Below are 23854 nucleotides of genomic sequence, written 5' to 3' on the forward strand. Positions count from 1 at the left end.
ATTCCCGGGTACGAGCCGGAGCCGGAGGACTGTCACCCGCTCGAACTAGGCTCCGAAGCATGAGCACACCTGTCCCCGCCGCGAAGGACTCCAGCGCCCCCGGGCCGGCCGCGACCCAACCGGCCCCGTTCAACCCGCACCACTTCCCCGGCGATCTGATCGCCGCCCAGCGCATGGTCGCCGAGCTGTTCGCCAGGCTCCACGCCCACCAGGCCGCGCTCCCGTGGTCCCGTGAGAAGCACAAGGGTTGGCCGGACGAGACGGAGCGGGGCAGGGAGCGCCCAGGACGGCCCGCAACGCCCGGCTGGGAGCCCGACGAAGCCGCCGAGTACGACCGGCTGTTCGCAGCCCTGCGCGACGCCACAGCGGTCGTGCAGGGTCACCCGTGGTGGGAGCGCTGCGAGCAGGAAGGCGTCAAGGGTGCGGCCCTGGTCGCCGCCCGCATGGCCCTCAAGCACGCCGAGGGCGCCGTTCCCCTGGCCCGCGATGATGTTGAGGAAGCCGCCTGATCCTCGCCAGCCCCAGCTTCGGGCGGATCCGCCCGAAGCTGGGAGGCGCCTCAGACGAGTTCCGATTTCTGAAACCGCCGCAGGTCAACGAGTCGCACAGGCACGTCGAGCACTTCAACCGCCCGTGAACCGCTACGTGCCTGGCTGCGCCCGACGGTGCGGCGCCTGTGGCATGTCCCCCTGCTTCCGCTCCTGGACCCCCCTGGACGGCTCCGAGCCGCTTCCATGGGCCACCCGCAGCCCCGGGTGAGGCCACACGTACGTGCGGGCCGTGACGGACGTGGTCCCGTGCAAGTCCACCTCGACCTGGTAGCGGACCGTGCCGTCTGCCCAGTTCTGCCGTGCCATCACGGGCGCGTACCGCCACTTCCCGGCAGACCGCACTTCGAGCGCCGGACGGTCGCCGTGCGGCCACGTCCACACCTCGGGCGGCGGCCCGTCCTCGGGGCGCCACGGGCGGGCCGGTGTCGGCTCCTCGATCGTGCTCATGCCTCGACTGTAGGCACGGTGCCCTCGAGCGCCCGGGGCGGGCAAAGGAAAGCACGGCGCTCGCAGGGGATTCGAACCCCTCGGTGGCACCGGAGGCGGTGATCGTGGCGGCCCGCGGGCTCGCCCCCGCCTCGCTCCAGTGGTGCGCAGCGCCGTGCGGTGCACAGCCTGGCCGGCCGGGACCCTCACGGGCAACCCGATTCGACACCGCGCGACGCAAGGCGTCCCCAGCCTCCACGATCCGCGGCCTCATCCCTCCGCCTGGAAGGCCACGCCGTGAAGACCAGCCCCGTGCACGACGACCGTCAGTCCCGCCTGATCATCTCCGTCGCGGTCGGCACTCTCGTGCTCGCCCTCGTGATCCTGGTCGCGCTCCTGGTGGGCGACGAGACGGAGAGCGGGCACGAGGGCAGCTCCTGCCCCGCGGGTGCCGCAGGGGTGCTCAACCCGGTGACGTGCCAGCCCTACGGATCCACCGGCGCGGCCGTCCCGGGTGCCAGCGAGTCCCGGAGCAGCGCGCGGAAGCCCGTCCAGCAGCCGAAGGCGCCCGCCGTGAAGATGCCTGCCGCCCCGAAGGCTCCGGCCCCGCCGCGCGTCTCCGTGGGCCGGAGATGAGCGACGTCTCGGGCGACGACGAGACACAAGCTGTCCGTGTCGGAGACCTTCCACGCCTCGCGCTAACTCTCACGGAAGGACTTCGATGACTTTCTCCACGACGACCAGACGAACCTTGGCGTCGGTCGCCGCGCTCCTGGTGCTCCTGGCGGGCCTACTGCTCGCCGTGTCCCAGTTCGGTGACGACTCCTCTGGCGGCACGAATCCGCAGCCGACCAGCTCCCCGTCGGCCCCGCCGTCGACTGGGCCGGGCGACCCGTCGCCCAGTACGCCGCCCACGAGCGAGCCGCCGTCGACTCCGGAGCCGACCATGCCGCCCGACCCGACCCCTACGGCGTGCAACATCTTCGACCCCGAGTGTTCAGGCGCGGCGGGAGGTGCTGGCGACTCCGCCTGACCTCACGTTTTGCACGCTGCGCCCCGGCCAGGACGACTCCCCCGGCCGGGGCGCAGTGTGTTTTAAGGGGGCGCGCACGGGTGTCGATCACCACCCCCTCGGCGAGGTGTGATGCACGTCATATGCGTCGCAGTGCGCTGCGGAAACGCCAGATCAAAGAGCCGTCGCCTTCGCGAAAAAAGTCGGCTGGCAGATGCCCGCACGGGCTGGTTCCGACCTCTCCCCAATGAGAGTCGAAAACTAACTCAGAGTTACGGATTTCCTGCGGTCGGTCGCGAAGCCTGTGGGTTCACCGGGTTTCAATCCACAGGCGCTCTGGTTTGCTTAGTTCCTGCGGCGCCGCTCCCGGCACCGGCCACATCTCAAGCACCCGGGTCCTGAGATGAGGGCAAGTCCTGGCACATGGCCAGGGCGCCGAGAGAGGGAGGTTCCGCGATGCGTATGGGAAAGGGATGGCGCAAGTTCCGCGCGGGCTGCGTCATCGTGGCCGGCGGAATGGCCGCCACGTACTGGACGCTGCGCACCGTACAGGCCGCAGTCGACCTGTACGGGGCTGTCGGGCTCTGATGGTTACCCAGCAGAGCGCCGACAGCTAGTCGAGCAGTGGGGTCCCGATGGGTGGGTCCGGAGGGACCCCTCTGTGACAAAGGCGGACGAGCCGCCTCGCCGCCACCATTGCACGGTCTCGCCGGGTGGCGCTACCTGATCCGCGTCACGGTGACGACGGCATGCCGGGTCGTACCCGCCAGACTTCTACCTCGAGATGGAGTTCCTGGATCTCGTTGTACGGGTCCCCGCCGCTGGTCCGCGGCCGGGGCGCAGCCGTGCGGGGACGTTGAAGGCCCCGCCGCTGCGCCCGGGGGTGGGAGGCGCAGCATCGGCGGGGCCACACGGCGCGTACCCCGCAGGGAGCGACGCAAGCGTGCCCGCTCCCTACCGTGCGCGCCCATGACGTTCATCCCGCTCACGCGCTGCGCCGCGCTCGCCGCCTCCGCCCGGACCTACAACCGCCCTCACCGGACCGGATGGGTTCCCGTGGCGACCGCGGAGCTTGCACACCGACTCCTGGGCCTTCCGGCCGACGAGCGGCGCAAGGAGATCGCCGAGCTGCACGACGCCACGCTCATGGACGTGATGATCGCGCTGGACTGGCACACAAGCAGCGCGTACGAGCTTTGGCGTGACACCCCGTCCGGGTTCGCCGAGGATGTCCTCGGCCTCGCCCTCACCGACGCGCACCGGGCCGTCCTCGACGCCGCGGCCGGCCGCGACGTCCGCTGTGTCGCCGCCCGGGTCCCGCACCCGGACAACCACCTTCTTGCCGCGGTGCTCATGGCGTGGGCAGCTCTGGTGTCCTGCCCCCGCCCGTACGGCGACGTCCCGCGGGTGGCCGTCTCGTTCACCCCGTACCGGAACACCTCGGCGAGCGTGTGGCGGGTCCTGGCCCGGTTCATCGACAACGCGCACCTGCCCGGCACTCTCGACCTGACCCGGCGCGCCTGGTGGGTCGACGACGACGGCCCGCAGCGCCTCCTGGCGTTCGCCCTGTGGAACACCGACCCGTACGCGATCGCAGGGCTGCACCAGTACTTCGCGGTTGCGGCCGACGCGGACCGGATCGCCGACCCGGACATGCGCGCCGCGATCGGCTACATCGCCGAAGAGGTGTACGGCGGTTCACGGCTGGTCGCCCTGGGCGGCACGACCGACGAGCCCGAAGAGTGGTTCGCGCTGTACGAGTCGTGCGACCAGGTCACCATCCCCGCCGATCCGGCGAAGTGATCGACGTCTCACGGCCTGACCTGCGCTCGCACCGGACGCAAGGGTTCCGCCTTCTGCAACGTGCGCCGTCACCCGGGGCACGCCCCGCGGCCGCCGCCCGGCGGCTCCGTGACCTGGGCAGATAGGAGACGACGTGCAGCCACACGTCACTACGGCACTCGATAGCTGGCACGGAGCATGGAAGCTTCACGAGCAGACCGCTCAGGCGGCCTTCACCGCGGCGTTCCCCACCCTCACCCCCGCAACTCGATGCCAGTGCCTCGGGCCCACCCTGCACTGGGTGACGGCCGGAGAGGGCCGGGGAAAGGTCTGCCTCGACGACCACGGGCGCGCCACCATCGAGTTCGAGAACGTCCCGAAGTCGGCCGTCGGTCAGGCCATGACGGAGTGCTGGGGCGCCGACTGGTTCGACGAGGGCCCTGGCGGGTTCGCCGACGCGGAGCCAGGCCAGTACCACTACGAGGACGAGCTGAGCTACGCGGAGTACGCGTTCGACGTGAACGCCGACGGAACCGTCACGTTCGGGATCTGCTACGTGAAGGTCGACGACATCGTGACGATGCTCGACGCCCTCGAGCGGGCGCTCGCCGCCCAGCGCGTGGACTGACCCGGGCGAGGTGAGGTGACGCGCCCAGAGCTGTGGATTCGCGTCACCTCACCTCACGCAGCACGGTAGCGGGCGACGCAAGACGCCCCCGTCCCTACGGTCCGCGGCCATGCTCCCGACTGCCGCACCGCCCCGCCCCCGGATGGCAGCGCTCGCCGTCCGCGCCCGGAACATCGTCGACTCCGGCCTGTGCACCCGAACCTCGGCCGTCCCTGACTGGCTCGCCCGCCTGGACCAGCTTGAGCACCTGACCGCGGCCGCGGCCGCCGACCGGCGCGCCACCCTCCAGATCCTCGACGACCAGGTGGTGATTGACCTCCTGGTCCTGTCGTACCTGCGGCACGGCACGCCCTACGCCCTGTGGTCCGACACCCTCGCCGGGTTCGCCCAGGACGTCCTCGGCGTCACCACCTGGGCGCAGCTCCACACGCGACTCGACGCGACGTAAGCCTCCCCGGCGGCTCATGGTCCCGGCTCGCTCCGCCGTCCCCCCGCGGCCGCCGCTCCCGGCCGGCCCGACGAGCCGGGGCAGGACGGACGGACCCCGTGGCGGCAACGAACCTCGCCCCCGCCGGGCAGGAAGCCCTGATACCCGTGGAGGAGCTGACCGGGCTTGAGCCGGTCGTGCACCACGCGGAAGCCCTCGAGCACCTACGGACTCTCCCTGACGCCTCCGTGGACGCGATCGTGACCGATCCGCCGTACGAGCTGGGGTTCCTCGGCAAGGCGTGGGACTCCTCCGGCATCGCGTACAGCGTGGAGCTGTGGGCGGAGTGCCTGCGCGTACTCAAGCCGGGCGGGCACCTGGCCGCGTTCGGCGCGACCCGCACCTACCACCGCATGGCTGTGGCCGTGGAAGACGCCGGATTCGAGATCCGGGACTCCCTGCACTGGCTATACGGGTCGGGATTCCCTAAATCGCTGGACGTGTCCAAGGCCATCGACAAGCGCCGCGAGGACCGGACGGACATCTGCCGCGTGACGTCCTGGCTCGCCGACCAGGCCGAGCCGCGCGGCATTACCCGCCGGGACGTGGACGCCCACATGGGCACCTCGGACATGGGCGGCTGGTGGCTGTCCCGGCTGCCGCACCGGTGCGCTGTCCCGACGTGGGAGCAGTGGCAGCAACTACGGGCGTTCATGGGGTGCGGTGACGAGATGGATGCCGAGGTCTGGCGGCTGAACGGCCGCAAGGGAACCCCCGGCGAGGCGTGGGAGCAGCGTGAGGTCATCCAGGAGCGAACCCGTAAGGCGACCGGCCGCTTGGCGCAAGGCGAAGGCGGCTACGCCTACGGTGAGACGTTCGCGGACACGGCCCCCGCAACACCGGACGCGGCCCGCTGGGAAGGCTGGGGCACGGCGTTGAAACCGGGCCATGAGCCGATCGTCCTCGCCCGCAAGCCCCTCGAGGGCACGGTTGCCGGGAACGTCCTCGCGCACGGCACGGGCGCCCTCAACATCGACGGATGCCGAGTCGAGCCTATCGGCGCGCCGCTCCTAGCCCCGGCGAATCCTGGAGGCCGCTGGCCGGCGAACGTTCTGCTGTCGCACTCGCCCCTCGTCGACGAGGACGGTGAGCCGATCGGCGACGCCTGCGCGGATGGCTGCGTGCCCGGTTGCCCAGTGGCCGAACTCGATGCCCAGTCGGGTCTGCTCACCTCCGGGGCGAACCCTCGGCGCCGCGGATCGGACAAGTTCCGCGACGTCTACGGCGACTTCAAGGCCCAGGCCGTGTGCAAGCCGATCCGGGGCGCGGACTCCGGCGGCGCCTCCCGCTTCTACCCGGCGTTCCGCTACCAGGCCAAGGCCCCCACCAGCGAGCGGCCGCGCCTGCCGGACGGCACCGTGCACCCCACAGTGAAGCCGGTCGCCCTGATGCAGTGGCTCGTCCGGCTGCTCACCCCGCCCGGCGGGCTCGTCCTGGACCCGTTCGCCGGCACCGGCACCACGCTGGAGGCCGCCCGCCTGGAGGGCTTCGACTCCATGGGCGTGGAGGCCAAGACCGAGTACGCCGAGCTCTGCCACCTCCGGCTGCGCCGCGACACCGCGAGGAGCACCTGATGCGGACGGAGGGAGCTGTGCTCACGAGCAACGAGGAGACGCGGCTGCACCTCGTTCCGGTCCGGCAGAAGGATGCCAAGGTGTTCGTTGCCGCATGGCACAGGCACCACAAGCCGCCCGCTGGGGCGGTGTTCACTGTGGGGGCCGCTGACCAAGACGGTGTGCTGCGCGCCGTGGCCATCGTTGGCCGCCCAGTGGCCCGGCACTTCGACGATGGCCAGACACTCGAGGTAACTCGGACCGCGACGGACGGCGTGCGCAACGCCAACAGCTTGCTGTACGGCGCGGCGTGGCGAGCCGCGAAGGCGTTGGGGTACACGCGGCTGATCACGTACACGCAGGAAGGCGAGTCCGGTGCCAGCCTGCGCGCAGCTGGCTGGACGGTAATTGCACAACGCCGCCCCCGGCCCGGCTGGGACTGCGCGAGCCGCCCCCGCCAGGCACACGGAACGGAGAATGTGGCGCGCACCCTCTGGGAGGCGCAGCCGGTCGACGCGACGTAAGCCGCAGCCGCCGTCCACTCTCCCCGCCTCGCCCCGGGGCGCGCATCCAGGGCCGTGAACGAAGCGGCCCGGCGCCCGGGGCAGGCAGGAGACCAGCGCTGTGGCACGACGACGGACCGGCCCCACCGAAGTGGTGAAGGCCCTCGTCCACGACCGGGATGGCGGCGCCTGCGTGCGCTGCGGGACACGGCAGGACCTGACCATCCACCACCGCGTGAACCGCGGCATGGGCGGGGCACGTGAGCCGTGGATCAACCAGGCTCACAACCTGCTGACCGCGTGCACGACCTGCAACGGCTGGTTCGAGGACAACCCGAGGGAGTCCTACGAGGCCGGGTGGAAGGTGCGCCGGCCGCAGCTCCCCGGCGAGGTCCTGGTGCGCTACGCCGACGGCAGTGAGTACGAACTCACCCCTGACGGGGTGCGCTCCACGACTGTGGCGGCCGCGCGATGAGCCGGGCCCGCCGCCAGCGCGGCCGTACGCCGAGGGGTTCCGGGGCCGGGTGGATCGCCACCGTCTTCGAGGGCCTGGTCGACGGGCTCCTCGACTTCCTGTTCTCGTGGGGGCGCAAGTGATTCGGCGACGGCAGTGCCCCACCTGGTCGAAGCGTGAGATCGACCTCCAGTGCCAGCGGCGCGCCCGGCATGACGGCCCGCACCAGGCGTCGTTCTCCGACCGCCATCCCAGCCACTTCCAGTGGGAGAACGGCGCCAACCGGTTCGGTTACGAGGTACGCCCCGGCACGGTCCGGTACCGGCCGGGGACGCCGTCCCTTGCGTACCGCTTCGGCGAGTGGACCGCGTCCGTGCTGTTCTTCGGGGTGTTCGGCACGCTGCTGTGGGCGATGTGCTCGCCGGTCGCGGCGGTCACGTACTGCCTTGTGGTGGCGCTGTTGTCGGTCCAGCGGCCGCACTTCGTCGACATCGGCCGGTTCACCGCCGGCGTGTTCCTCGTGCCCCAGAGGAACTTCCCGCCGTTCTTCGCGATCGGCTTCGCCCGGTATGGGCCGGAGACGGACGCCGGGCGGAGCGGCCTGCAGGTCATCATCGGGCGGAGGTCGCTGATGGTGTGCGCGCTGCTCCCGCGGGCGGAGTGGGCCGAGTTCCAGCGGCGGAGCGCCGAGCGGGACGCCGCGCGGCGGAAGGATGGCGCCCAGTGAGTCCCCGGATCACGGTGAGGGCCCGCGTGCGGCGGCCGCGGGGGCTGCGCCTTGGGCCGTGGCTGCTGTGGGCCGTACGCCTGCCGGACGGCCCGAACCTCGGCGTCGGTCGGATCGCGGTCACCGATACGCCCGGCGACCCGGCTCCCGGCCAGACTCGGGCCCAGGACGGGCAGGGGCGTGTGCTGGTCGTGGGCGGTGTGGCGTTCACGTTGCTGCGGTGCAGGTCAGTGCCGGTGCGTCGCGCCCACTCCTGACACGGGTCTCGTGGCTGTACTATTCTCGGCAGTGCGCAGGCGTGGGGTTACCCCAGTCGGCGTGAGGCGCAGCAAGCGCCACAGCTTGAGACAGGAATCGGCAGCCATGCCCAAGGCCGGAATCACTTACTCGACGAAGAAGATCGACGCGACCGACTACAAGGCCCTGCGCGAGCGCGAAGAAGGCGCCGTGAAGGAGGAGCTGGGCCGCATCGCTCGTCCGGACGACCGGATCGAGCGCGCGGCCGAGATCATCCGCCAGGCGGACGCCGAGATTGCCCTGCACCTCGAGGACCGCGACAAGGCCGTGGCCTCCCTGTGGTTCTTCGAGCACGTCAAGGGCCTCGCCCGGACGATCGGGGTCACGGCCACCGCCTACCGGGAGATCCTGAGTAAGGCGTACTACGGCGGCTTCGAGCGCAGGCGCACCGCGAGCGGGCACTTCGAGTTGCGGCCCGTCCCCGATGTGCCGGGCGGTGAGCTGGTCAAGCTCGCTGAGGAGGCCGGGGTCCCGCGCGTTGAGAACGCGTCGGAGGACCTGCCGCGCCTGGCCCGTGTTGTCGCCGCGGCGCGCGCCCGCCGCGGTGCCGCAGTGGTGTTCATGCGAGAGGCGGCCCTGGCCCTGATGGAGGAGCCGTATGGCTGGGACGCTGAGAAGATCGCCGAGCACGCCGGCGTCGGGAAGAAGCTGATCTATCAGCAGACGCGGACCGCCCGCTTGACGCGCGAACGCTGACCGATCCTCCTCGTTCCACCGGCCGGCCCTGAGCACTCTCGGGGCCGGTCTTCGCTTTGTGCCGCAGGTCAGACCGGGGCCTGAAAATCAGGCGCCGGTCACCGGGGCCTGAAAATCCGGCTTCCGGTGAAACGGCCGCCGGGCATCCGGTCACCGGTAGATCAGGCGCCTTTAGTAACAAGATCAAGCACCACAATGAAGTAAGAGTTCCGATGCCTTCGCTTCGCTCAGTCATCGGCGTGCATCGCCTCCCAAGGGCCTGCGAACCGGCTTCCAGCGCAGCAGCAGCAACAGGGCGGCGAAGGGGAGGGGTGTCACAGAATCGGCCGCCCGGCGTTCCCCCAGGCATGACGATGCGATCCATGCCCACGCGCACGCAGCTCCCCCGGAACCTGACCCGGCACTTCTACGAGGCCCGCCGGGCGTTCCTCAAGAGCGCCGGCCAGGAGACCACCCCGTGGTTCCAGCTCCCCCCGGAGGAGCGTGCCGTGGTCGAGTCGGAGCTGGGCATCTTCCGCTTGGCCATACGGTGGGCCGAGGACGAGGAGGACCTGCTCGCCAGCCTCGACGCGACCCGCGCGGCCGTTGCCGACGAGCCTGCCGCCGAGGAACCGCAGCCGGACGCGGCCGCCGAGGAGAACGCCCCTGACTGTTGCGTCGGCTGTGCGGCCGTCGCCGCGGTCCTCAAGCTCATCGGGGCACCGAACGAACGCCTCGAGGCCTCCCTCGGGTGGGACGTCGGCAGCGACGGCCAGGGCGCCACCGCGGTCGCGGTCCGCGTCGTCCCCTTCCACGCCCAGGCCCTGGGCGCGCCACTGAGCGACGAGGAGGCGGCCCGTGCCAAGAAGGACGCCCGGGAGGCCCTCGACCAGTGGGTGGCCCTGGGCAAGCCGCTCAAGGAAGTCACCCCGGATCCCAGACTTTTCGACGCCCGACCGATCAGCGTCGAGCGCCTGCTGGTGAACGACTTCCCCTCCAGCGACGTCCGCGCCGAATTCCGGCTGAGGAAGCCCCCGACCGCCGACAAGGCGTAACAGAATCCGGCGCGCGACGTACTACAGGGTGCGGCTGGCTCTTTGCCCGAGATCCCCCCGGGGAAAGCACTCCAGCCACGCACCCCCCGAGAGCTGGGGTGAAGGTCCTGCTCCACCTCCCCGGTGCAGGGCCTCACCCCGGCCATGACTTCCGGCACAGAGCGCCAACCCGTTTATCCCCCGGGTGGCCGTTCTAATGGTCAGTGCCGGAACACCCGCGGCCTGGCCGACGGTCTGGGCATGGGCCCCGGCCAGGCCGCGACTCCCTTCCCCCGACATGCCGCGGCGCCCGGTCCAAGCTCTGGGCTCGACCGGGCGCCGCACTGCATCACCTCTGCATGGGTAGGACTATTCTCGGAACTGTGACCTCCTGGATCGGCGACGACCGTGGAGGTCCCGACAGGCACTCTCACCGGTGGGCCCACTCGCTTGCAGGCATCAGGGCTCACCCGGTGAGATGTGCGGACACAGGCATCGCCCAGATGATGACCGTGTAGGCCAGCAAGTGGCCGCCTGCGGCAATCAACAGGTCTCGGCCGAACTTCCGCATCGAGATCTCACCTCCTCTCGCAGAGAGAGGTTTCGCCGCCCGCCCCCAGGCCGTCGACCTCGACTACCTGATTTTCCCATGTCGACCCTCGGTTTCGGGCCCCCCTTATCCGGTATCACTTTGCCGGGCCCGCCGAGAGCGCCTACATGGTGCTCAATATCCCGTCCGCGCTGACGACCGTGAACGCGACGTAAGCGGGTTGCAGACCGCACCCTCCGGGCCATGCTCCGCAAGCAGTTCCCGCCTCCCGCACGCCCCCGCGTGGTCCCACCGGCCCGGGAGCTGCGGAACGGACGTCAGCCCGGCGTCATCTCCCGAGACGCCTCCAACGTCGCCGACATCCTGCTCCGCGCCCCCGCGGCCACCCGGCGCCGCGCCTTCAAGCACGACATCACCGCCCGCGAGCGGCCACACGTCATGCGGGAAGTCGAGCGGGCCACCGGCTCGATGTACGGCCTGTGGCACGACACCCCCTCCGGCTTCATCGAGGACGTCCTCGGGGAAAGCATCTGGGGCAAACAGCGAGAGATCGTCGACGCTGTCCCATTCCACAAGCGCATCGCTGTCCCGGCCGGATTTGGTGTGGGGAAAACCTGGATCGCGGGCAGGCTCGTCGCCTGGGCCGGAGCGGTCAACGCTCCCGGGACCATGGTCATCGTCACCACGGCGACCCGATTTCGACAGGTCCGAAACCAACTCTGGCCGCACATCCGCAAGACCGTCGCCCGTGCTGGCCTACCCGGCTACTGCGACACCACGCAGTGGAAAATGCCTGATCAGTGGGGCAACGACGTCCTGGTCGCCTACGGCTTCACCGCGCCCGAGAACGACGAAGCCGCCATGCAGGGCATCCACGGCACGCCCAAGCTGCTCATCGTCGTCGACGAGGCCGGCGGCATCGCCCGCATGATCGGCAACGGAACCAACAACCTGTTGACCGGTGACGCCAGGATGTTGGCGATCGGCAACCCCGCGATGGACGACCCGCGGTCCTGGTTCGAGGGCCTGTGCGAGGAGGGCGAGGACCCCGAGGAACGCGGCACCGTCACCATCCCCATCGCGACCTTTGACTCCCCAGCGATCACCCGTGAGCGGGTCCCCTACTGCAACGACTGCCCGGACGGTGTGCCCGCGCACTCCCTCGCAATCCACCTGCCCGACCAGGAATGGGTGGACCGCACGATCCGCGAGTACGGGCCCGATCACCCGTACGTCATCGCCAAGGTCCACGCGAAGTTCCCCAAGGGCGGGGGAGGCCTCACCATCCCCGTCACATGGGTGGAAGCCGCCCAGACCAGCGACGACCCGACCGGGCCCGGATGGCGCCGGCTGTGCGACCTCGGCATCGAGAAGGAGACCGCCACCCACACCGTGAAGGAAGGCGCCTGGGTCCGCCTCGGCGTCGACGTCGCCGCGGACGGCGGCGACGAGTTCGTCATCTCGCGCATCGTCGGCGACGTCATCGAGACCCGCTACACGGCCTCCGGCGCAATCAACGACGACCAGGTCCTCCTCGCCGAGAAGGTCCTCGAGGAGATCAAGGCCGCGCAGCTCCTCGCCGACGCCCTCAGCTCCCCGCACGCGGTCCGTGTCAAGGTCGACCAGAACGGCATCGGCCACGGCGTGGTGTCCATGCTCAAGCGCTGGGCCGACACCGGCCGCCACCAGGCCGACATCGTCGGCGTGATGGTGTCCGAGTCGCCGGAGCAGGACGACCCGGGCGCCCAGATGCGGCCGTACCGCAAGCGCGACGAGATGTGGCTCGCCACCAGGGGCTTGCTGCAACCGGACCCGTCGACCGGCTTGGGCCGACTTCGCCTCCGCGTCGACCGGCAGACCGGCATCCAGCTCTCCACCCCGCGCCTGGGCTCCAACAGCGCCGGCTACAGCGTCGTCGAGTCGAAGAAGGCGATGAAGCAGCGCGGTATGAAGTCGCCGGACCGGGCGGATGCGGCCCTGCTGACCGTGTACGAGCCGGAGCCGCTGAACCAGCCGCGCCGCCGAGGCCTGCTGAACTAGGCCGAGGGAAGTGCACCCAATGTCAGCGCGAGGCGGCAATATCTATGCCCATGAGTACGCCCGCCCGCCACCTCAGCGCCAGCGGCGGCCGCCCGACGCCGGCGGCCGCGCTGACGGCCGTCCCGTCGACCGCGGCCTCGATCATCGAGCTGGAACGCATCCTCGACGTGTTCCGCACGGTCAACCGCACGGCCAAGGACGTCGTGTCGGACTCCCGCCTGCAGCAGCTCGAATGGGTCGCCTCCGAGCTGGCCCTAGCGCTGCCACTGGGCCTGTCGGAGACGGCCGGCGACTCCCTCGAGGACCTCCTCGCCCCGGACGCCGTCCACGCCTACCTGCTCCTCGGCCGCGGCGGGTTCCTGCGAACCATGCCCACCGTGTCCACCGACCCCACCAGCGTGGACTCCTCCGAGCGCATCCGGATCTACTGCCTGGAGGCGTTCGCCCGCCAGGCACGGATCCCGTTCGAGGCCCCCGACATGCCGCCGATGACGCTCCGCCCCACGGTGCCCCCGCAGTTCGCCGACCTCATCACCGACCACCTGGAGGACGAGGCCGGCCAGTGGCCCGAGGTCGACCGGCCTGACGTCATTGTGCGGGGCCTGGCCATGTGGGGCGTCATGCGTGACGTCCTGCCCCGTCGGGGCGAACTCGAGTCCATGCTCGTCGACGACCTCACCCTGACCATGGACATGCGTACCCGGAAGGTGCAGAACCGCACCCTCAAGATCGTCCGCCAGCCGCAGGGCGGTCTCCGGGGACGAGAGCCTGAACCTGAAATCGTGGAATTGAGCGAGGACACCGCAGAACGGCTGATCGACTGGCTCGACCGCCGGGACAAGCTGATCACCCGCCTGCAGGGCAGCGTCCCCGAGCACCTGTGGCTGTCGACCCCACCGCACCCGGACTCCGGCGTACCGATCCACAGCCGCGGCATCAGCAAGTGGTACAAGAAGGTCGCCGACGCCGTGCAGGTCAAGCAGGACGCCGCGGCTGACGGCGAGATCGCCGAGGAGGACCTGGTGCCGACCCGCTGGGAGACGATGCGCCGGACCCTCCTCGCGCAGCGCCAGGCCACCGAGGGCACCGCGTAGATCACCCGTGACGGCCCCTGACGGCCCCCAGGACGCTGGTACCGTCCCGGCATGGACATCGCGCTCTGTCTGCTCGCGCTAGCGCCGCTCACGGCCGACCAGTACGCCCAGGTGCAGCGCGCCGCCGCGGCCGTCGGCCAGAGCGTCGAGGACTTCGCCAGGGACGCCGTCCTCGACGCGGCCGCGGACCCGTTCCTTGCCGCCCTCGAGCGCGCCGTCGACACCGTCACCGCCCGCACGGCCGAGGACCGGATTCAGCACGACTACGCCGTCTGACCCTGTTCGCAACAGGACTGTCCGCATTCCGCCCTCGTCGGGCAACAAGCCTTCCCGGCTGATCAGCGTCCCGGGGAAGCTGCCGCCGTGAACACGCTCCTCGAAGCCCTTGCAGGGCAAGCCGAAGCACTGGTCAACGGCGTGGTGGCCCTCGCCGGCGGTCTGGTGATCTGGCGCCTGACGAACCGGTCGCGTGACCGCGCTGATCAGCAGACCGAACTGGCCACCTTCCGCGAGCGGGCCGACGCCCTGATCGTTGCTGTTGTGGACGTCCGGGCCGCCGCCGACCTCAATCACCGTCTCTGGGAGCGCCCTTGGGAGCAGGCGCGGTTCCTGGCGGTGGCTGCCTTCGCGGCGGTCGGGGAGGGCGCCCGCGTCCGCGCCCTGGGCGGATCCGATCGGCATATGTTCGCGGCCGCCGGTGGCGCGGCCGCGCAACTCGGTCTCCGCGAGATCCACGCCAACAAGACCTCTCTGGCAGCTCTGCGCGAACCCCTGGTCCGAGTCCACGAAGCAGCAGCTCCCTTCCTGCGCCATGCAGATCAACGTGTCGTGACAGCAACGAACGAACTGCTCGCCGCCGTAGGGGACATCAAGGACCGCACCCGGCTTGAGGCGGCACTCGCAGCCTTCGGGCAAGCAGTCGTCGCGGTAGCTGACCCCCGCCCGTCCCTGTGGGCACGCCTGCGCAGCCGGCGGTCCCGCGACTGACGGTGAGCATGAGAAGGGCCCGGTTCCGACGGGGGATGCCCTTCTACGACCACCGTAACGCCGCGGCGTCGGGGGAAGTCGGTGTTCCGGCCGACTACTCCGGCGCGCCGTCCTGCTCCTGCCGGGCGCGCAGCGCGGTCTCGGCCGTACGCGCCCGGTCCTCCGCAGCGCGGAGCTTGTCCTTCGCCTGGTCCAGCTCGTTGCGCAGCGCGTCGACGCGGGGGTCCAGTTCGCTCAACCTCTTGTTCGTGCGCTCGAGCTCGGCCTTCAACCCGTCCTGGACGGTGTCGGCCGCTTCCTTGGCTGCTGTCACCCTGGCGTCGGCATCGCTCCGGGCCTGCCGCGCGTTCTCCTGAGCCTCCCGGGCCCGCTCGTCCGCGGCCGCCGCCTTCGCGTTGGCCTCCTGGACCTGAGCGTTCGCGGCGGCCTGCGCCTGCTCGAGCGTCGCCGTCATCTCCGCGACCTGGCGCTCCGCCTCGACCCGGACCTTTCCAGCCTCGTCCTCAGCCTTCTTCACCTCCGCGGCGGACCGCTTGCGGATGTCGGCGATCTCGTCGGCCGCTCCTTGGCGAGCAGCGTTGACGTGCCTCTCGGCCAGCTCGCGCGCCTCCGCGACCAGTCGGTCTGCCTCCGCGCGGGCTTCCTCCACGGCGGTATGCGCCGCCTCGACCTTGGCGTTGGCCTCCGCGGTGATCCGCTCGACCTCCGCCTGGAACTGGGCGCGGGCCGCCTCGAGCTCCTGCTCCATCTGCTCCGCGGCCTGGTCGGCGGCCGCCTTCTCCTGCTCGGCCGCCTCCTTTGCCTTCACCGCGGCGATCCGGGTGTTGCGCTCCGCGTCGGCGCGGGCCTCTGCCGACGCGACCCGGGTGTTGGCCTCGCTCTCCACGGCCATCACCTGGGCCTCGGCCGCCTCCGGGTCGCCAGCCGTCTGCAGCAGACCGATGTAGCGCTCGAGGGACTCGGGGAGCAGCTTCAGCAGGCGAACGATGTCCTCACGGACGTTGACCGCGTCGACCAAGGAGTCCGTGACGGGCTTGTCGGTCTCTGGCTCCTCCGGGGCGCCGGCATCCCGGGCCTGCCTTGCTGCGACGCTCCGCTCATACCGCCACTTCGCGCCCCCGTTGTGGTCCTCGCGCTCGCAGAACTTCGGCGCCGGCCCCGGAGCCTTCGCCTTCTTCGGCTCTCTCGGCGCTCCACACCCCGGAAAGATGCAGGTCTCTTGCTCTGCGCTCTCCCCGGCCGGGGCATCGGCGGTGGGCTCGCTCATGGACTTCGCTCCTGGTCCGCTGCGGACGTACGACGGCCCGTTCTACCACGGTTTCCACCTCCCATTAACCGATCTCATCTCATCCCATCTCAACTCATCACAGAGACGAGATGAGATGGGATGAGATGAGATCGGATGCAGAGAGGTGGCCGGACCGCTACGCTGAGTCCCGCATGAAGTGTGGCCACGCCGCACAGACCGCCGATCCGCTACCCACGCAGCGACGGCACCACGGTCGAAGGCTCGCCGGACACGGCTACCGGCACCCGGGCGAACCCCGGGCGAGGGCCCGTGACGAATCGCCTTGCCTTGACACCTGCGGCGGGCGGCGTGGGGCCTGCCTCGGAGACGACATGTCACGGCACGTCAGCAACGACCTCAAGCGCCGCGCCCGCGAACTGGCCGCCCGGGAACGCATCCCGTACAGCGCCGCCCTCGCCCGCCTGCGCACCTCCCGCACCCAGTCCGACCAGCCGACGGACACCCCAGCGGACCAGCCCAGCCGCTTCCTGCTCCCCGAGTACCTGTACGTCGACTTCCCTGCTCCCGACCTGGGCGACGCCCGCCCCTGCGACGACTGCCAGGGCTCGGGGCTCGACGCCGAGGGGCGCACCTTCGCCCAGCCGTCCGACGGCGGCCGGCCCCCGCTCCTGGTCGAAGTCGTGTGCTCCAAGTGCGAGGGCTGCGGCCGCGCCGAGCACCTGGACGACGGATGCGGGCACCCGCACACCGACCCCGACATGGATGACGGCCTGTACGACGAAGACGAGGAAACGCCCTGCTACTCGTGCGCCGGACGGGAGTTCAACTACCTGCAGGCCGTGGTGCACGACGAGGAGGGCGAGCCCGTGGAGGTCATCTACCTGCGGGTCCCGTGCGGCTGCACCGCCGACCGCATGCGCGTCGTCCTCGGCGACCTGGTCGAGGTGAGCGGCTGATGGCACGCCAGCCCCGCCGTGAGCGCCAGGACCGCGAGGACCGCGTAACCCTCCCCGGCGTCGCCGAGGTACGCCTCCGCGCCGACGATGCGACCGCCAAGGTCGTGATGGACGTGCTCCGCGCGAACTTCACCATCACCGCCCCGCGCGACTACCCCGGTGACCGCTGGTACTTCCAGCTCGACACCGGCAACACCGCACCCGACCCGGACGGAGACAAGTGACCATGAACCGCCTGGTGTACGGCCCGCACTGCCCGCACGACGAATGCGCCTGGACCGGCTGTGACCACGAAGAGGGACGCGGCAACGGCATCGTGTACCCCTGCCGGTTCGAGCACGAGGGCTGCCCGTACTGCGGCCCCGCCGACAAGGCCAACCCCATCGAACCCGGCCCCGACCGGCACACCTGGAAGTGCCCCCAGTGCAGCGGCCTCACGCTGACCGCGGGCAGCCCCGACGCGCTCGAGCAGCTCGTCGGCCGATACGGCGTCCCCCACCTCAACCACGACCACGAGAGCGGCGCAGCATGACCACCAATCCGTACTGGAGCATCGTCACCCAGCGGTCGGCCGACTACACGGCCGCGCTCCTCTCCCCGGGCGCGCCCCCCACGGCCGGCCTGCCCGTCCTGCTGGCCCACGCCGAGGAGTTCGGCCTCGCCCGCACCATGCACGTCGCCCAGATGTGCCTGCTCGTCATTGTCGACCCTGACGCCCGACCGCACACCCGCACTGCGATGGGCACCGTCGACCTCGACAAGCTCGTCCCTCCGACCGCAGACGCCCTCACCGTCCTCGACAACGCCGCCGCGCTCTCCCGGGCCTTCCAGCTCTCCCCCACCGAGGCGCTGAACGACGTCGAGCAACAGATCGCCGCCACCGTCCGGGCCCGCTCCGCCGTCCAGGCCGTCCTCGACGCCGCCCCGAACGGCATCCCCGGGCGACGACGAGCCCTTGACGCCCTGTGGGAGCTGCACGACGACCCGCGCGCGGTCTGCTCGGTGCTCGCCCTCACCGCGGCCGCCATGCGCGCAGTGCTCCCCGTCCCCGCCTGAGCCAGCTTGGAGTGCAAAGAGAGTTGATACGGTAGGCAAGACCCCGTGTTTTTGGGAGCCCTCCTTCTAGGGGTCCGACGGGCGCCGTCTGCGCGGTGAGAGGTGACGGACGGCGCTTTGTTGTACCTGCGGTGGTAGGCCCGATTCCGTTATTCAGGCGATGGACTGTCAGGCCCGTGCGGCACGATGGGGCGCGGCCGGATTCCCAACCGCCCCCGGCCGTCTTCAACCGGGAGGTCACCATGTCCGATCTCATCGCCGTCTGCACGCCGAACAGCCAGCCCCACGAGGACGGCCGGGTCGAGCACGGATACCAGCTCAACGTGCTCGACCAAGGCCTCACTGTCCTCGCCACCGTGGATCTGCCGGACTGGGAGAGGTTCCGCCAGGAGGCGGCCGGCCGCCGTCTCGCCGACGCCGGCTTCGCCCTCCAGCCCGGCCGCGACTCCGCCGACGCGGAAAGGTGGAGCCCCTCCGGCCTCGGCTACATGGCTCCCGTCGTCCGCACCGGAACGGCCGAGCATCCGCCGTCCTCGGGCTGATCGGCCCGTACGGCGGACGGGGTCACTCCTGCGCCTGAGCCTCCGGGTTGTACGTCGGGACCTTCTTGAAGGGGTCCGCTTTCGCGTCCTTGGTCGGGCGGACGTACCGCTCCCGAGGGATGCGCGAGCCCTTCTTCCAGCGGCCCGCCTCCTCGAGTTCTTCGTCCGTCGCGCCGTTCATACCGAGGTCGGTGGCGCCGCCGGCGCGAAGGCTGTGCGAGGACACGGGGCGGCCGTCCGTCTTGAGGCCGGCCGCGGCGAACCACAGCTTCACCCGATCGTTGACAGTCTGCGGGCGCAGGTGGTCACCGCGCTTGGTGGCCGTCTTCGCGCGGGTCTCCGACGAGGCGATGGTTCCGTTGCGCTTCACCTCCCGGAATACGGGGCCGGTGGTGATGCCCTGTGAAGCGAGGTAGTCGACCCAGCGACGCATGCGGAAGACCAACCGCAGGTCTTCCCGGTCGTGGAGGTAGAGGGTCTGTTCCTCGCCCTTGTGCGTCTTGTCCTCGGCGAGCCACACCGTGACCATGTCGTCGAGGATCTTCACGTCCTCGAGGTCCAGGTCGACGTCCTCGATGCTGCGCCCGAGGAACCGGTACCCGAAGGCGAGCATCGCCGAGTCGCGCCAGCCGATCGGCCGGTCACCGGCTTCCGCCTTCTTCATCATCGGGACCAGGTACGACAGCGTGATAGGGAACGCTTCCTTGCGCCGCAGCGCCCGCTTGTTCTTCTTCCGGTAGTGGCGGAGGAGCATCAGGTACACGCTCGGGTCAGGCCGCTTCCCGGCTGGCATCGAGGTCCGGATCAGGGACATGTAGTGCTGGATCGTGGTGACCTTGAGTCCCCGCTCCATTAGGTGATGCCCGTACTCGGTGTATGTCTTCGTGGTACACGGCTTCGCCACCTGCTTTTGCTCCGCACACCACGCCTCGAACAAGCGCATGGCGGTCCGGCGCTGGGGAGATTCCGCTGCCTCGGCCTCCTTGATGGCCTGGGCGGTCGCCTCGTTGTAGTACACGTCCCGTTCCGTGTACGTGGTGCGCGGATTGTCGCTGGTCGGGATTTCCTCGCCCGGCATCAACGCCGTGTGCTGGTTGACGAGCAGGCGGGGGGCCGGCGCGGCGCGCGCCAGCTCCCGGTCCTCGACGAGTTCGGCGTCGACGATCTCGTCCACGTACTCCTCGTTCATGCTGATGCTGCGTCGCCCTCGGGCGATGCCTGGTTCTGCTGCAGAAGACAGGCCACGGTCATGATTTTGCGCGTGGTCGCCGGGCCGATGGGGACGTCTTCGTCGCAGAGCTGGCGCACGAGGTGCATGAGGCCGACGAGTCCAGGCCCGTCCTGCTTGTAGAGCAGGACGTAGGCGTTCTGGTCGCGGGGTACTCGGGGTGGAAGACAGCCGATATCGTGCGCGGCCAGTTCCTGCTCGATGCCCGCCACGATGCGCGCTCCGGCCGCTTGCTTGCCGACCACGGTCAGCAGTTCGTGGACCTTGGCAACGTGATAGCCACCGGATGCCTCGATAAGGCGGGCGTATCCGTTCCATCGCGCGTCGGTCATCAGTTACTCCACTTCCAGCAGTCGGGGGTGCAGTCCTCGGGCAGGTGCCACGGCGTGGGCTGGCCGGACAGGAGCGTGCCCGGGTCGTAGTGCGCGCCGCGGGCCTCGAGCTCGGCCGCCCTGGGGGACTGCCAGAAATGGCCGCCGCCGTGCCCCTCGGCCGCGGCCCAGCCTGCGGGGATCCGCTTCACGCACGGGTGCCCACTCTCGGGGGCGGGGACGGGGCAGGGCATGGTGCCGTCGGAGATCGGCTCGGGGTACTCGGGGTGCGTCTCCCACGCGGATGCGCGGTTCCGGAGCCCCCAGAGGTGGTCCTCGGCCTCCTCCTGGACGCCACGGTGCAGCGCGTCGACGAGGGCCTGGTACTCGCTCTGCGCGCCGCGGTACTTCTCCCGGTACTCGGTGACCGCCGGTGTGCTGTCCGCGGTCGGGTACTTCGTCCGCAGCTCCTCGTCGAGCTGCTGGTCGATGAACTCCCACCAGGCGCGGGCGGTCTGCTCGTCGATGCCGCTCATGCCTGCACTCCCGGATCAACGGGGGAACGTCCCTCGGCGACCTGGCGCAGGTAGAGACTGAGCCAGCGCCGGGCCTCGTCCTTGCCCATTGGCGGGCCGCCCATGCTGAACTCGGCGAGCGCGTGAATGATGACCTGCTCGACGGCATACGGCTCGCGATTGCGGATGTCCTCCAGGGCGTTGCCGGTCTGGATGGCCCCCGCCTCGATCTTGCGCCACTCGATCGCACCCGCGGGGATCGGGCCCGGGTCAGTGCTCATCGCGGGTTCCTTCGGCCGGGGCCGGCCACCGCCGGACGGGTGACGTAGAGCCCGCCACGAACGCGGCGACCCACTCGTCTTCGGTCGGGTCCGGCCACCACCGGACGGGTGACGTAGAGCCCGCCACGAACGCGGCGACCCCCTCGTCCAAGTCGTCCGGCATAGGGTGCGGGTTGGGCTCCGGTGGGTTGATCAGACGGAGCATCGTCCATTGCTCCGTGGGCAGGGGCACGATGCCGGCCGGGGCAAAGGGGCGTTTGTCGTCGGTCATGGCTGTGCCTTCCGGGTGATGAGGAGATCAGGGCCGACGCCAACCCAGCGGACGGGACGGTCTGCAGGGCGGGCCTGGCCGGTCATGTCGGCCGCCAGTTCGACCATGCGGCGGAGCTTTACACGCTCGTCGTCAGGGGCACGTACGCCCGCTTGGAGGTCGGCGAGGATGGGGCGCAGCGGGTGGGCGTCGATCTGGACGCGGCCGCGGGTGCGGCGCTCGAGGTGCTTGCCCATCAAGTGCAGCCAGTCGGCCGCGTCCAGCGGAGCGGCCAGGGCGCGGCGGTCGATGTCGTCCCCGAGGGGGTGACCGCCCGACGTCCAGGCGTACCAGACTCGGGCGCCGCCGTCGGGCCGGTTGAAGACGATCCACAGGAACGTCTCCGGCCCGAAGTCGCCCGCGATGCCGTCGACAACGGCGCGCTCCACGGGGCGCGGGTCGTCGCTCGGTGTGAGGATGAGTGGAGGTTCGAGAACGGGCGCCGCTTCGGTACGGCCGGCCATGGGCTCCCCCTGAGTCGCGTGATCTGACGTCTCGCCAACTTTAGCGACAACAATCACAGTTGTTGTCGGCTACTCATTAGTAACCCTCTATCGTGTTCCACGAGGGCGGAGAGCACCGCCCGAGTCCCGAACGAAGAGGAGCACCGCCATGGCGGGCTACATCAGCGAGGGTCAGCAGAAGCGCGACCACAACGGCCAGCGGAACATCTGCGCGGCCGACGGACACCCGGGCACCGAAGACGACCCGCTGGTGAAGACGACCGACGGGTGGCGCGTCCACCTCTCCGACACCACCGACCCGAGCAATGGCTTCTACGGCCAGCAGCAGGAGGGTTGAGATGGGCGCCAAGCTGCGGCTTCTCGCCTGGGCCCTCGGCCTCCTGGCCCTCGCGCATCCCGCCCTCGCCCCGCTCGCGCTCGACGTGCTCGGCGTCGCCTTCGCCATGGCGGTCGCCGCGGTGGTCGGCGTCATCGGGTGGGCTCTGGCGAACATCTCGTTCACCCTCACGATCGCGGCCGGCCTGCTCCTGGCCCACGCATTCCCGGGCGTTCCGCGATGGTTGGGCCGGGCGTGGGTCGCTTCGGTCGCTGCCGTGTCCCCCGCCAAGGCGTAACAACCGGCCTGTTCGAGCCGTTCGATTCTTCGCTGAGAACGATTCTCCGCTCAACCCCTCCGAGGAGCTCAACGCCCATGGCCACTTCCGAGACGCCTGAGCCGACGGCCGAAAGCGTCATCAGCGGACTTTTCGAGGAGTCGGGCCTCCGCCCGAGCCTCATCCCCGCCTACACCGCCGCGGTGCTCGCCCTGCGCGATCGCGACAACGCCGCCACGCTGCGCGCAGCCGGTCACAGCGTGGCGGCCACCCGCCTGGACCCGGACCCCGCTGTCATCGACGAGGCCTTCGGGCCGGAGACACCGTAGGGCCCACCTACCGCACACCCCTACAAGGAGCGAACCCAGATGAGTGAGCAGCCCAACGAGGAACGCAGCTGCGTCGTCACCGTCAAGGCCGAAGGCGGAGCCAACACCGTGATCGTCACGACCGAAGGCGTACACGTCCACCACATTCCCGGCGGCCTCACCGAGGACGAACTCCTCGAATGACCGCCTGCGAACTCAGGCCCTGACACGGGTTCTTGCCACACGAAACCGTACGGCGCCCACCGTGGCGCCATCCGGCGGAGAGCACCGCCGGAAGTCCCGAACGAAGGAAACCGCGATGTCCCGTCGCCAGATCATCACCGTTCTGCTTCCAGCTCCTGAGCCGGAACCGGCGTACGAGCTGTACCAAGAGCTGAAGCGCGAAGCCGAGTTGAGAAGTCGGCCGCCGCTGGGCCCGGCCGACCTCCAGCGCATGAAGGAGGTGGCCGCGCGCTGCGGCTACGACTGGTGCACGGCCGTACTCGGGCGGAGCTTCCCCGGCCTCGACCGGGTGTCCAGCGTCGACGGCTGGATGCTGGTCGCCGCTGACGAGCTGAACCTCGACCCGCCGCTGCCGCACCGGATCGTCGAGGAGCGGGAAGCCGCGGCGCAGCGGCGCAAAGCCGAAGAGGCGCTGGCCGCAGCGAAGTTGGAGACGGCGAAGCGCCGTTGGAACCTGGTGGTCGGCGCGGCTCCCGTCGTCCTGACGGTGCACGAGAACACCCGCCACACCGGCCCGGACGGTACTACCCGGCACACCGCGCCCTCGGCCGACGTGGTCTCCGGGAAGGCGCGGAGGCACCCCGCGGGCCGGGGCCTGTGCGAGACGCCCGACCGGGCCGACCCGCTGCACCTGGGCGATGCCGTCGACCTCCCGCCCAACTGCGTGCGTTGCCTGGTCTACGCGGCCAAGATCCGCGCCGTGGACGCTCCCGCACCGCCGACGGACGCCGAGGCGGCCATGCTGCGGCTCATCGCCTCCGGCGTGGTCTTCACGTTCAGCGTCCGCGGCTGCATCACGATCCGGGACACCAGCCAGCGCACTCGCGCAGCCTGGGGACACCTCGGCCGGAAGGTCGACGTCGCCGTGCGCAAGCTGCAGAAGAAGGGCTGGGTGTCCCAGGACCAGGAGTACGGCGCGACGCAAAAGGGGGTCCGCGGCCACCGTTGGCGGCTCACCGAAGCCGGTACCGCCGCACTGGAGGGCTGACGCCGTGGTC

General features: G+C 70.3%; 36 protein-coding genes. 28 read left to right on the forward strand and 8 right to left on the reverse strand.

Translation table 11 applies throughout. The annotated features are described in order from the left end of the window. The first annotated feature begins 59 nt into the window (after nt 1-59). On the forward strand, nt 60-509 hold the full coding sequence (locus tag C1J00_RS09860; RefSeq protein WP_245936285.1) for a DUF8825 domain-containing protein: 450 nt from the start codon (nt 60-62) through the stop codon (nt 507-509). A gap of 132 nt (nt 510-641) precedes the next feature. On the opposite strand, the gene C1J00_RS09865 is transcribed toward C1J00_RS09860, so the two are convergent. Beyond that, nucleotides 642-998, reverse strand: a complete 357-nt coding sequence (locus C1J00_RS09865) for a hypothetical protein (RefSeq protein WP_102908659.1) — start codon at nt 996-998, stop codon at nt 642-644. A gap of 276 nt (nt 999-1274) precedes the next feature. On the opposite strand from C1J00_RS09865, the gene C1J00_RS09870 reads away from it, so the two are divergent. Next, complete coding sequence (locus tag C1J00_RS09870) at nt 1275-1613, forward strand: hypothetical protein (protein ID WP_102908660.1); 339 nt, start codon at nt 1275-1277, stop codon at nt 1611-1613. A 69-nt stretch (nt 1614-1682) separates the two neighbouring features. On the opposite strand, the gene C1J00_RS09875 is transcribed toward C1J00_RS09870, so the two are convergent. Further along, a complete protein-coding gene (locus C1J00_RS09875) occupies nt 1683-1958 on the reverse strand; it encodes a hypothetical protein (protein ID WP_102908661.1) in 276 nt (91 codons plus the stop codon). A 487-nt stretch (nt 1959-2445) separates the two neighbouring features. Between C1J00_RS09875 and C1J00_RS47625 the strand changes: the two genes are divergently transcribed. From C1J00_RS47625 to C1J00_RS09945, 16 genes are all read left to right on the forward strand, one after another. Beyond that, the gene (locus tag C1J00_RS47625) at nt 2446-2577 is read left to right on the forward strand and encodes a hypothetical protein (protein WP_281262750.1); all 132 of its coding nucleotides are present in this window, start codon (nt 2446-2448) and stop codon (nt 2575-2577) included. Nucleotides 2578-2958: 381 nt separating this feature from the next. Continuing rightward, the gene (locus tag C1J00_RS09880; protein ID WP_102908662.1) at nt 2959-3792 is read left to right on the forward strand and encodes a hypothetical protein; all 834 of its coding nucleotides are present in this window, start codon (nt 2959-2961) and stop codon (nt 3790-3792) included. Between the two features lie 280 nt (nt 3793-4072). Next, entirely contained in the window at nt 4073-4399 is a 327-nt protein-coding gene (locus C1J00_RS09885) for a hypothetical protein (protein ID WP_102908663.1), read from the forward strand. Nucleotides 4400-4508: 109 nt separating this feature from the next. Further along, the gene (locus tag C1J00_RS09890) at nt 4509-4847 is read left to right on the forward strand and encodes a hypothetical protein (protein WP_146046166.1); all 339 of its coding nucleotides are present in this window, start codon (nt 4509-4511) and stop codon (nt 4845-4847) included. A gap of 98 nt (nt 4848-4945) precedes the next feature. Then, nucleotides 4946-6460 (forward strand): DNA methyltransferase, encoded by a 1515-nt coding sequence (locus tag C1J00_RS09895; RefSeq protein WP_102908665.1) that lies wholly within the window; start codon nt 4946-4948, stop codon nt 6458-6460. A 17-nt stretch (nt 6461-6477) separates the two neighbouring features. Next, on the forward strand, nt 6478-6963 hold the full coding sequence (locus C1J00_RS09900) for an XF1762 family protein (protein WP_245936286.1): 486 nt from the start codon (nt 6478-6480) through the stop codon (nt 6961-6963). 100 nt (nt 6964-7063) lie between these two features. Then, complete coding sequence (locus tag C1J00_RS09905) at nt 7064-7417, forward strand: HNH endonuclease (RefSeq protein ID WP_102908667.1); 354 nt, start codon at nt 7064-7066, stop codon at nt 7415-7417. Then, complete coding sequence (locus C1J00_RS47630) at nt 7414-7539, forward strand: hypothetical protein (protein ID WP_281262751.1); 126 nt, start codon at nt 7414-7416, stop codon at nt 7537-7539. Before C1J00_RS09905 ends, C1J00_RS47630 begins: the two co-directional genes overlap by 4 nt. Beyond that, entirely contained in the window at nt 7536-8123 is a 588-nt protein-coding gene (locus C1J00_RS09910) for a hypothetical protein (protein WP_102908668.1), read from the forward strand. The genes C1J00_RS47630 and C1J00_RS09910 overlap by 4 nt, the downstream gene beginning before the upstream one ends. Continuing rightward, nucleotides 8120-8380, forward strand: a complete 261-nt coding sequence (locus tag C1J00_RS09915) for a hypothetical protein (RefSeq protein WP_102908669.1) — start codon at nt 8120-8122, stop codon at nt 8378-8380. The genes C1J00_RS09910 and C1J00_RS09915 overlap by 4 nt, the downstream gene beginning before the upstream one ends. 106 nt (nt 8381-8486) lie before the next feature. After that, nucleotides 8487-9116, forward strand: a complete 630-nt coding sequence (locus C1J00_RS09920; RefSeq protein WP_102908670.1) for a hypothetical protein — start codon at nt 8487-8489, stop codon at nt 9114-9116. Nucleotides 9117-9478: 362 nt separating this feature from the next. Then, nucleotides 9479-10150, forward strand: a complete 672-nt coding sequence (locus tag C1J00_RS09925) for a hypothetical protein (protein ID WP_102908671.1) — start codon at nt 9479-9481, stop codon at nt 10148-10150. A 772-nt stretch (nt 10151-10922) separates the two neighbouring features. Next, nucleotides 10923-12719: a hypothetical protein gene (locus tag C1J00_RS09930; RefSeq protein ID WP_102908672.1), complete on the forward strand. Its 1797-nt coding sequence runs from the start codon at nt 10923-10925 to the stop codon at nt 12717-12719. A 50-nt stretch (nt 12720-12769) separates the two neighbouring features. After that, nucleotides 12770-13813, forward strand: coding sequence for a hypothetical protein (locus C1J00_RS09935; protein WP_146046167.1), 1044 nt, complete (start codon nt 12770-12772; stop codon nt 13811-13813). Nucleotides 13814-13864: 51 nt separating this feature from the next. After that, entirely contained in the window at nt 13865-14089 is a 225-nt protein-coding gene (locus tag C1J00_RS09940) for a hypothetical protein (protein ID WP_102908674.1), read from the forward strand. An 87-nt stretch (nt 14090-14176) separates the two neighbouring features. Next, entirely contained in the window at nt 14177-14800 is a 624-nt protein-coding gene (locus C1J00_RS09945) for a hypothetical protein (protein ID WP_102908675.1), read from the forward strand. A gap of 94 nt (nt 14801-14894) precedes the next feature. Here the strand turns inward: C1J00_RS09945 and C1J00_RS09950 are convergent, their stop codons facing one another. Beyond that, nucleotides 14895-16067 (reverse strand): coiled-coil domain-containing protein, encoded by a 1173-nt coding sequence (locus tag C1J00_RS09950; protein ID WP_102908676.1) that lies wholly within the window; start codon nt 16065-16067, stop codon nt 14895-14897. A gap of 353 nt (nt 16068-16420) precedes the next feature. On the opposite strand from C1J00_RS09950, the gene C1J00_RS09955 reads away from it, so the two are divergent. From C1J00_RS09955 to C1J00_RS09975, 5 genes are all read left to right on the forward strand, one after another. Next, the gene (locus C1J00_RS09955) at nt 16421-17005 is read left to right on the forward strand and encodes a hypothetical protein (protein ID WP_102908677.1); all 585 of its coding nucleotides are present in this window, start codon (nt 16421-16423) and stop codon (nt 17003-17005) included. Continuing rightward, nucleotides 17005-17229 carry a hypothetical protein gene (locus C1J00_RS09960; RefSeq protein ID WP_102908678.1) on the forward strand — a complete coding sequence of 75 codons (225 nt, stop codon included), beginning with the start codon at nt 17005-17007 and terminating at the stop codon, nt 17227-17229. The genes C1J00_RS09955 and C1J00_RS09960 overlap by 1 nt, the downstream gene beginning before the upstream one ends. A 2-nt stretch (nt 17230-17231) precedes the next feature. After that, on the forward strand, nt 17232-17537 hold the full coding sequence (locus C1J00_RS09965) for a hypothetical protein (protein WP_102908679.1): 306 nt from the start codon (nt 17232-17234) through the stop codon (nt 17535-17537). After that, complete coding sequence (locus C1J00_RS09970; protein WP_102908680.1) at nt 17534-18061, forward strand: hypothetical protein; 528 nt, start codon at nt 17534-17536, stop codon at nt 18059-18061. Before C1J00_RS09965 ends, C1J00_RS09970 begins: the two co-directional genes overlap by 4 nt. A 242-nt stretch (nt 18062-18303) precedes the next feature. Beyond that, the gene (locus C1J00_RS09975; RefSeq protein ID WP_102908681.1) at nt 18304-18603 is read left to right on the forward strand and encodes a hypothetical protein; all 300 of its coding nucleotides are present in this window, start codon (nt 18304-18306) and stop codon (nt 18601-18603) included. Nucleotides 18604-18625: 22 nt separating this feature from the next. On the opposite strand, the gene C1J00_RS09980 is transcribed toward C1J00_RS09975, so the two are convergent. The 5 genes from C1J00_RS09980 to C1J00_RS10000 form a co-directional block, all read right to left on the reverse strand. Continuing rightward, on the reverse strand, nt 18626-19792 hold the full coding sequence (locus tag C1J00_RS09980; RefSeq protein ID WP_180989478.1) for a tyrosine-type recombinase/integrase: 1167 nt from the start codon (nt 19790-19792) through the stop codon (nt 18626-18628). Then, nucleotides 19789-20163 carry a hypothetical protein gene (locus C1J00_RS45170; RefSeq protein ID WP_180989479.1) on the reverse strand — a complete coding sequence of 125 codons (375 nt, stop codon included), beginning with the start codon at nt 20161-20163 and terminating at the stop codon, nt 19789-19791. The genes C1J00_RS09980 and C1J00_RS45170 overlap by 4 nt, the downstream gene beginning before the upstream one ends. Next, nucleotides 20163-20678, reverse strand: a complete 516-nt coding sequence (locus C1J00_RS09985; RefSeq protein ID WP_102908683.1) for a hypothetical protein — start codon at nt 20676-20678, stop codon at nt 20163-20165. The genes C1J00_RS45170 and C1J00_RS09985 overlap by 1 nt, the downstream gene beginning before the upstream one ends. After that, complete coding sequence (locus C1J00_RS09990) at nt 20675-20938, reverse strand: hypothetical protein (RefSeq protein ID WP_102908684.1); 264 nt, start codon at nt 20936-20938, stop codon at nt 20675-20677. The genes C1J00_RS09985 and C1J00_RS09990 overlap by 4 nt, the downstream gene beginning before the upstream one ends. Nucleotides 20939-21205: 267 nt before the next feature. Continuing rightward, nucleotides 21206-21712, reverse strand: coding sequence for a hypothetical protein (locus C1J00_RS10000; RefSeq protein ID WP_102908686.1), 507 nt, complete (start codon nt 21710-21712; stop codon nt 21206-21208). Between the two features lie 148 nt (nt 21713-21860). Here C1J00_RS10000 and C1J00_RS10005 point away from each other — a divergent pair, with 148 nt between their 5' ends. The 5 genes from C1J00_RS10005 (at nt 21861) to C1J00_RS10020 (ending at nt 23844) form a co-directional block, all read left to right on the forward strand. Beyond that, complete coding sequence (locus C1J00_RS10005) at nt 21861-22049, forward strand: hypothetical protein (RefSeq protein WP_102908687.1); 189 nt, start codon at nt 21861-21863, stop codon at nt 22047-22049. Between the two features lies 1 nt (nt 22050). Continuing rightward, on the forward strand, nt 22051-22326 hold the full coding sequence (locus C1J00_RS10010) for a hypothetical protein (RefSeq protein WP_102908688.1): 276 nt from the start codon (nt 22051-22053) through the stop codon (nt 22324-22326). A 77-nt stretch (nt 22327-22403) separates the two neighbouring features. Continuing rightward, nucleotides 22404-22634: a hypothetical protein gene (locus C1J00_RS10015; protein WP_102908689.1), complete on the forward strand. Its 231-nt coding sequence runs from the start codon at nt 22404-22406 to the stop codon at nt 22632-22634. Between the two features lie 39 nt (nt 22635-22673). Then, nucleotides 22674-22817 carry a hypothetical protein gene (locus C1J00_RS45175; RefSeq protein ID WP_180989480.1) on the forward strand — a complete coding sequence of 48 codons (144 nt, stop codon included), beginning with the start codon at nt 22674-22676 and terminating at the stop codon, nt 22815-22817. A gap of 115 nt (nt 22818-22932) precedes the next feature. After that, nucleotides 22933-23844, forward strand: a complete 912-nt coding sequence (locus C1J00_RS10020) for a hypothetical protein (RefSeq protein ID WP_102908690.1) — start codon at nt 22933-22935, stop codon at nt 23842-23844. Nucleotides 23845-23854: the final 10 nt, after the last annotated feature.

The sequence above is a fragment of the Streptomyces cahuitamycinicus genome, from assembly GCF_002891435.1.
GTDB classification, from domain to species: Bacteria; Actinomycetota; Actinomycetes; order Streptomycetales; family Streptomycetaceae; genus Streptomyces; species Streptomyces cahuitamycinicus.

Bases quoted from the DNA above. Each gene is read 5' to 3' on its own strand.
- C1J00_RS09875 (WP_102908661.1), bottom strand. From the start codon at position 1,958: ATGTTGCACGCCGTAGGGGTCGGGTCGGGCGGCATGGTCGGCTCCGGA.
- C1J00_RS10020 (WP_102908690.1), top strand. From the start codon at position 22,933: ATGTCCCGTCGCCAGATCATCACCGTTCTGCTTCCAGCTCCTGAGCCG.
- C1J00_RS09865 (WP_102908659.1), bottom strand. From the start codon at position 998: ATGAGCACGATCGAGGAGCCGACACCGGCCCGCCCGTGGCGCCCCGAG.
- C1J00_RS47630 (WP_281262751.1), top strand. From the start codon at position 7,414: ATGAGCCGGGCCCGCCGCCAGCGCGGCCGTACGCCGAGGGGTTCCGGG.
- C1J00_RS09935 (WP_146046167.1), top strand. From the start codon at position 12,770: ATGAGTACGCCCGCCCGCCACCTCAGCGCCAGCGGCGGCCGCCCGACG.
- C1J00_RS09955 (WP_102908677.1), top strand. From the start codon at position 16,421: ATGTCACGGCACGTCAGCAACGACCTCAAGCGCCGCGCCCGCGAACTG.
- C1J00_RS10005 (WP_102908687.1), top strand. From the start codon at position 21,861: ATGGCGGGCTACATCAGCGAGGGTCAGCAGAAGCGCGACCACAACGGC.
- C1J00_RS09880 (WP_102908662.1), top strand. From the start codon at position 2,959: ATGACGTTCATCCCGCTCACGCGCTGCGCCGCGCTCGCCGCCTCCGCC.
- C1J00_RS09890 (WP_146046166.1), top strand. From the start codon at position 4,509: ATGCTCCCGACTGCCGCACCGCCCCGCCCCCGGATGGCAGCGCTCGCC.
- C1J00_RS09965 (WP_102908679.1), top strand. From the start codon at position 17,232: ATGAACCGCCTGGTGTACGGCCCGCACTGCCCGCACGACGAATGCGCC.
- C1J00_RS09930 (WP_102908672.1), top strand. From the start codon at position 10,923: ATGCTCCGCAAGCAGTTCCCGCCTCCCGCACGCCCCCGCGTGGTCCCA.
- C1J00_RS10015 (WP_102908689.1), top strand. From the start codon at position 22,404: ATGGCCACTTCCGAGACGCCTGAGCCGACGGCCGAAAGCGTCATCAGC.
- C1J00_RS09940 (WP_102908674.1), top strand. From the start codon at position 13,865: ATGGACATCGCGCTCTGTCTGCTCGCGCTAGCGCCGCTCACGGCCGAC.
- C1J00_RS09980 (WP_180989478.1), bottom strand. From the start codon at position 19,792: ATGAACGAGGAGTACGTGGACGAGATCGTCGACGCCGAACTCGTCGAG.
- C1J00_RS09975 (WP_102908681.1), top strand. From the start codon at position 18,304: ATGTCCGATCTCATCGCCGTCTGCACGCCGAACAGCCAGCCCCACGAG.
- C1J00_RS09990 (WP_102908684.1), bottom strand. From the start codon at position 20,938: ATGAGCACTGACCCGGGCCCGATCCCCGCGGGTGCGATCGAGTGGCGC.
- C1J00_RS45175 (WP_180989480.1), top strand. From the start codon at position 22,674: ATGAGTGAGCAGCCCAACGAGGAACGCAGCTGCGTCGTCACCGTCAAG.
- C1J00_RS10010 (WP_102908688.1), top strand. From the start codon at position 22,051: ATGGGCGCCAAGCTGCGGCTTCTCGCCTGGGCCCTCGGCCTCCTGGCC.
- C1J00_RS45170 (WP_180989479.1), bottom strand. From the start codon at position 20,163: ATGACCGACGCGCGATGGAACGGATACGCCCGCCTTATCGAGGCATCC.
- C1J00_RS09920 (WP_102908670.1), top strand. From the start codon at position 8,487: ATGCCCAAGGCCGGAATCACTTACTCGACGAAGAAGATCGACGCGACC.
- C1J00_RS09925 (WP_102908671.1), top strand. From the start codon at position 9,479: ATGCCCACGCGCACGCAGCTCCCCCGGAACCTGACCCGGCACTTCTAC.
- C1J00_RS09970 (WP_102908680.1), top strand. From the start codon at position 17,534: ATGACCACCAATCCGTACTGGAGCATCGTCACCCAGCGGTCGGCCGAC.
- C1J00_RS09860 (WP_245936285.1), top strand. From the start codon at position 60: ATGAGCACACCTGTCCCCGCCGCGAAGGACTCCAGCGCCCCCGGGCCG.
- C1J00_RS09985 (WP_102908683.1), bottom strand. From the start codon at position 20,678: ATGAGCGGCATCGACGAGCAGACCGCCCGCGCCTGGTGGGAGTTCATC.
- C1J00_RS09960 (WP_102908678.1), top strand. From the start codon at position 17,005: ATGGCACGCCAGCCCCGCCGTGAGCGCCAGGACCGCGAGGACCGCGTA.
- C1J00_RS10000 (WP_102908686.1), bottom strand. From the start codon at position 21,712: ATGGCCGGCCGTACCGAAGCGGCGCCCGTTCTCGAACCTCCACTCATC.
- C1J00_RS47625 (WP_281262750.1), top strand. From the start codon at position 2,446: ATGCGTATGGGAAAGGGATGGCGCAAGTTCCGCGCGGGCTGCGTCATC.
- C1J00_RS09950 (WP_102908676.1), bottom strand. From the start codon at position 16,067: ATGAGCGAGCCCACCGCCGATGCCCCGGCCGGGGAGAGCGCAGAGCAA.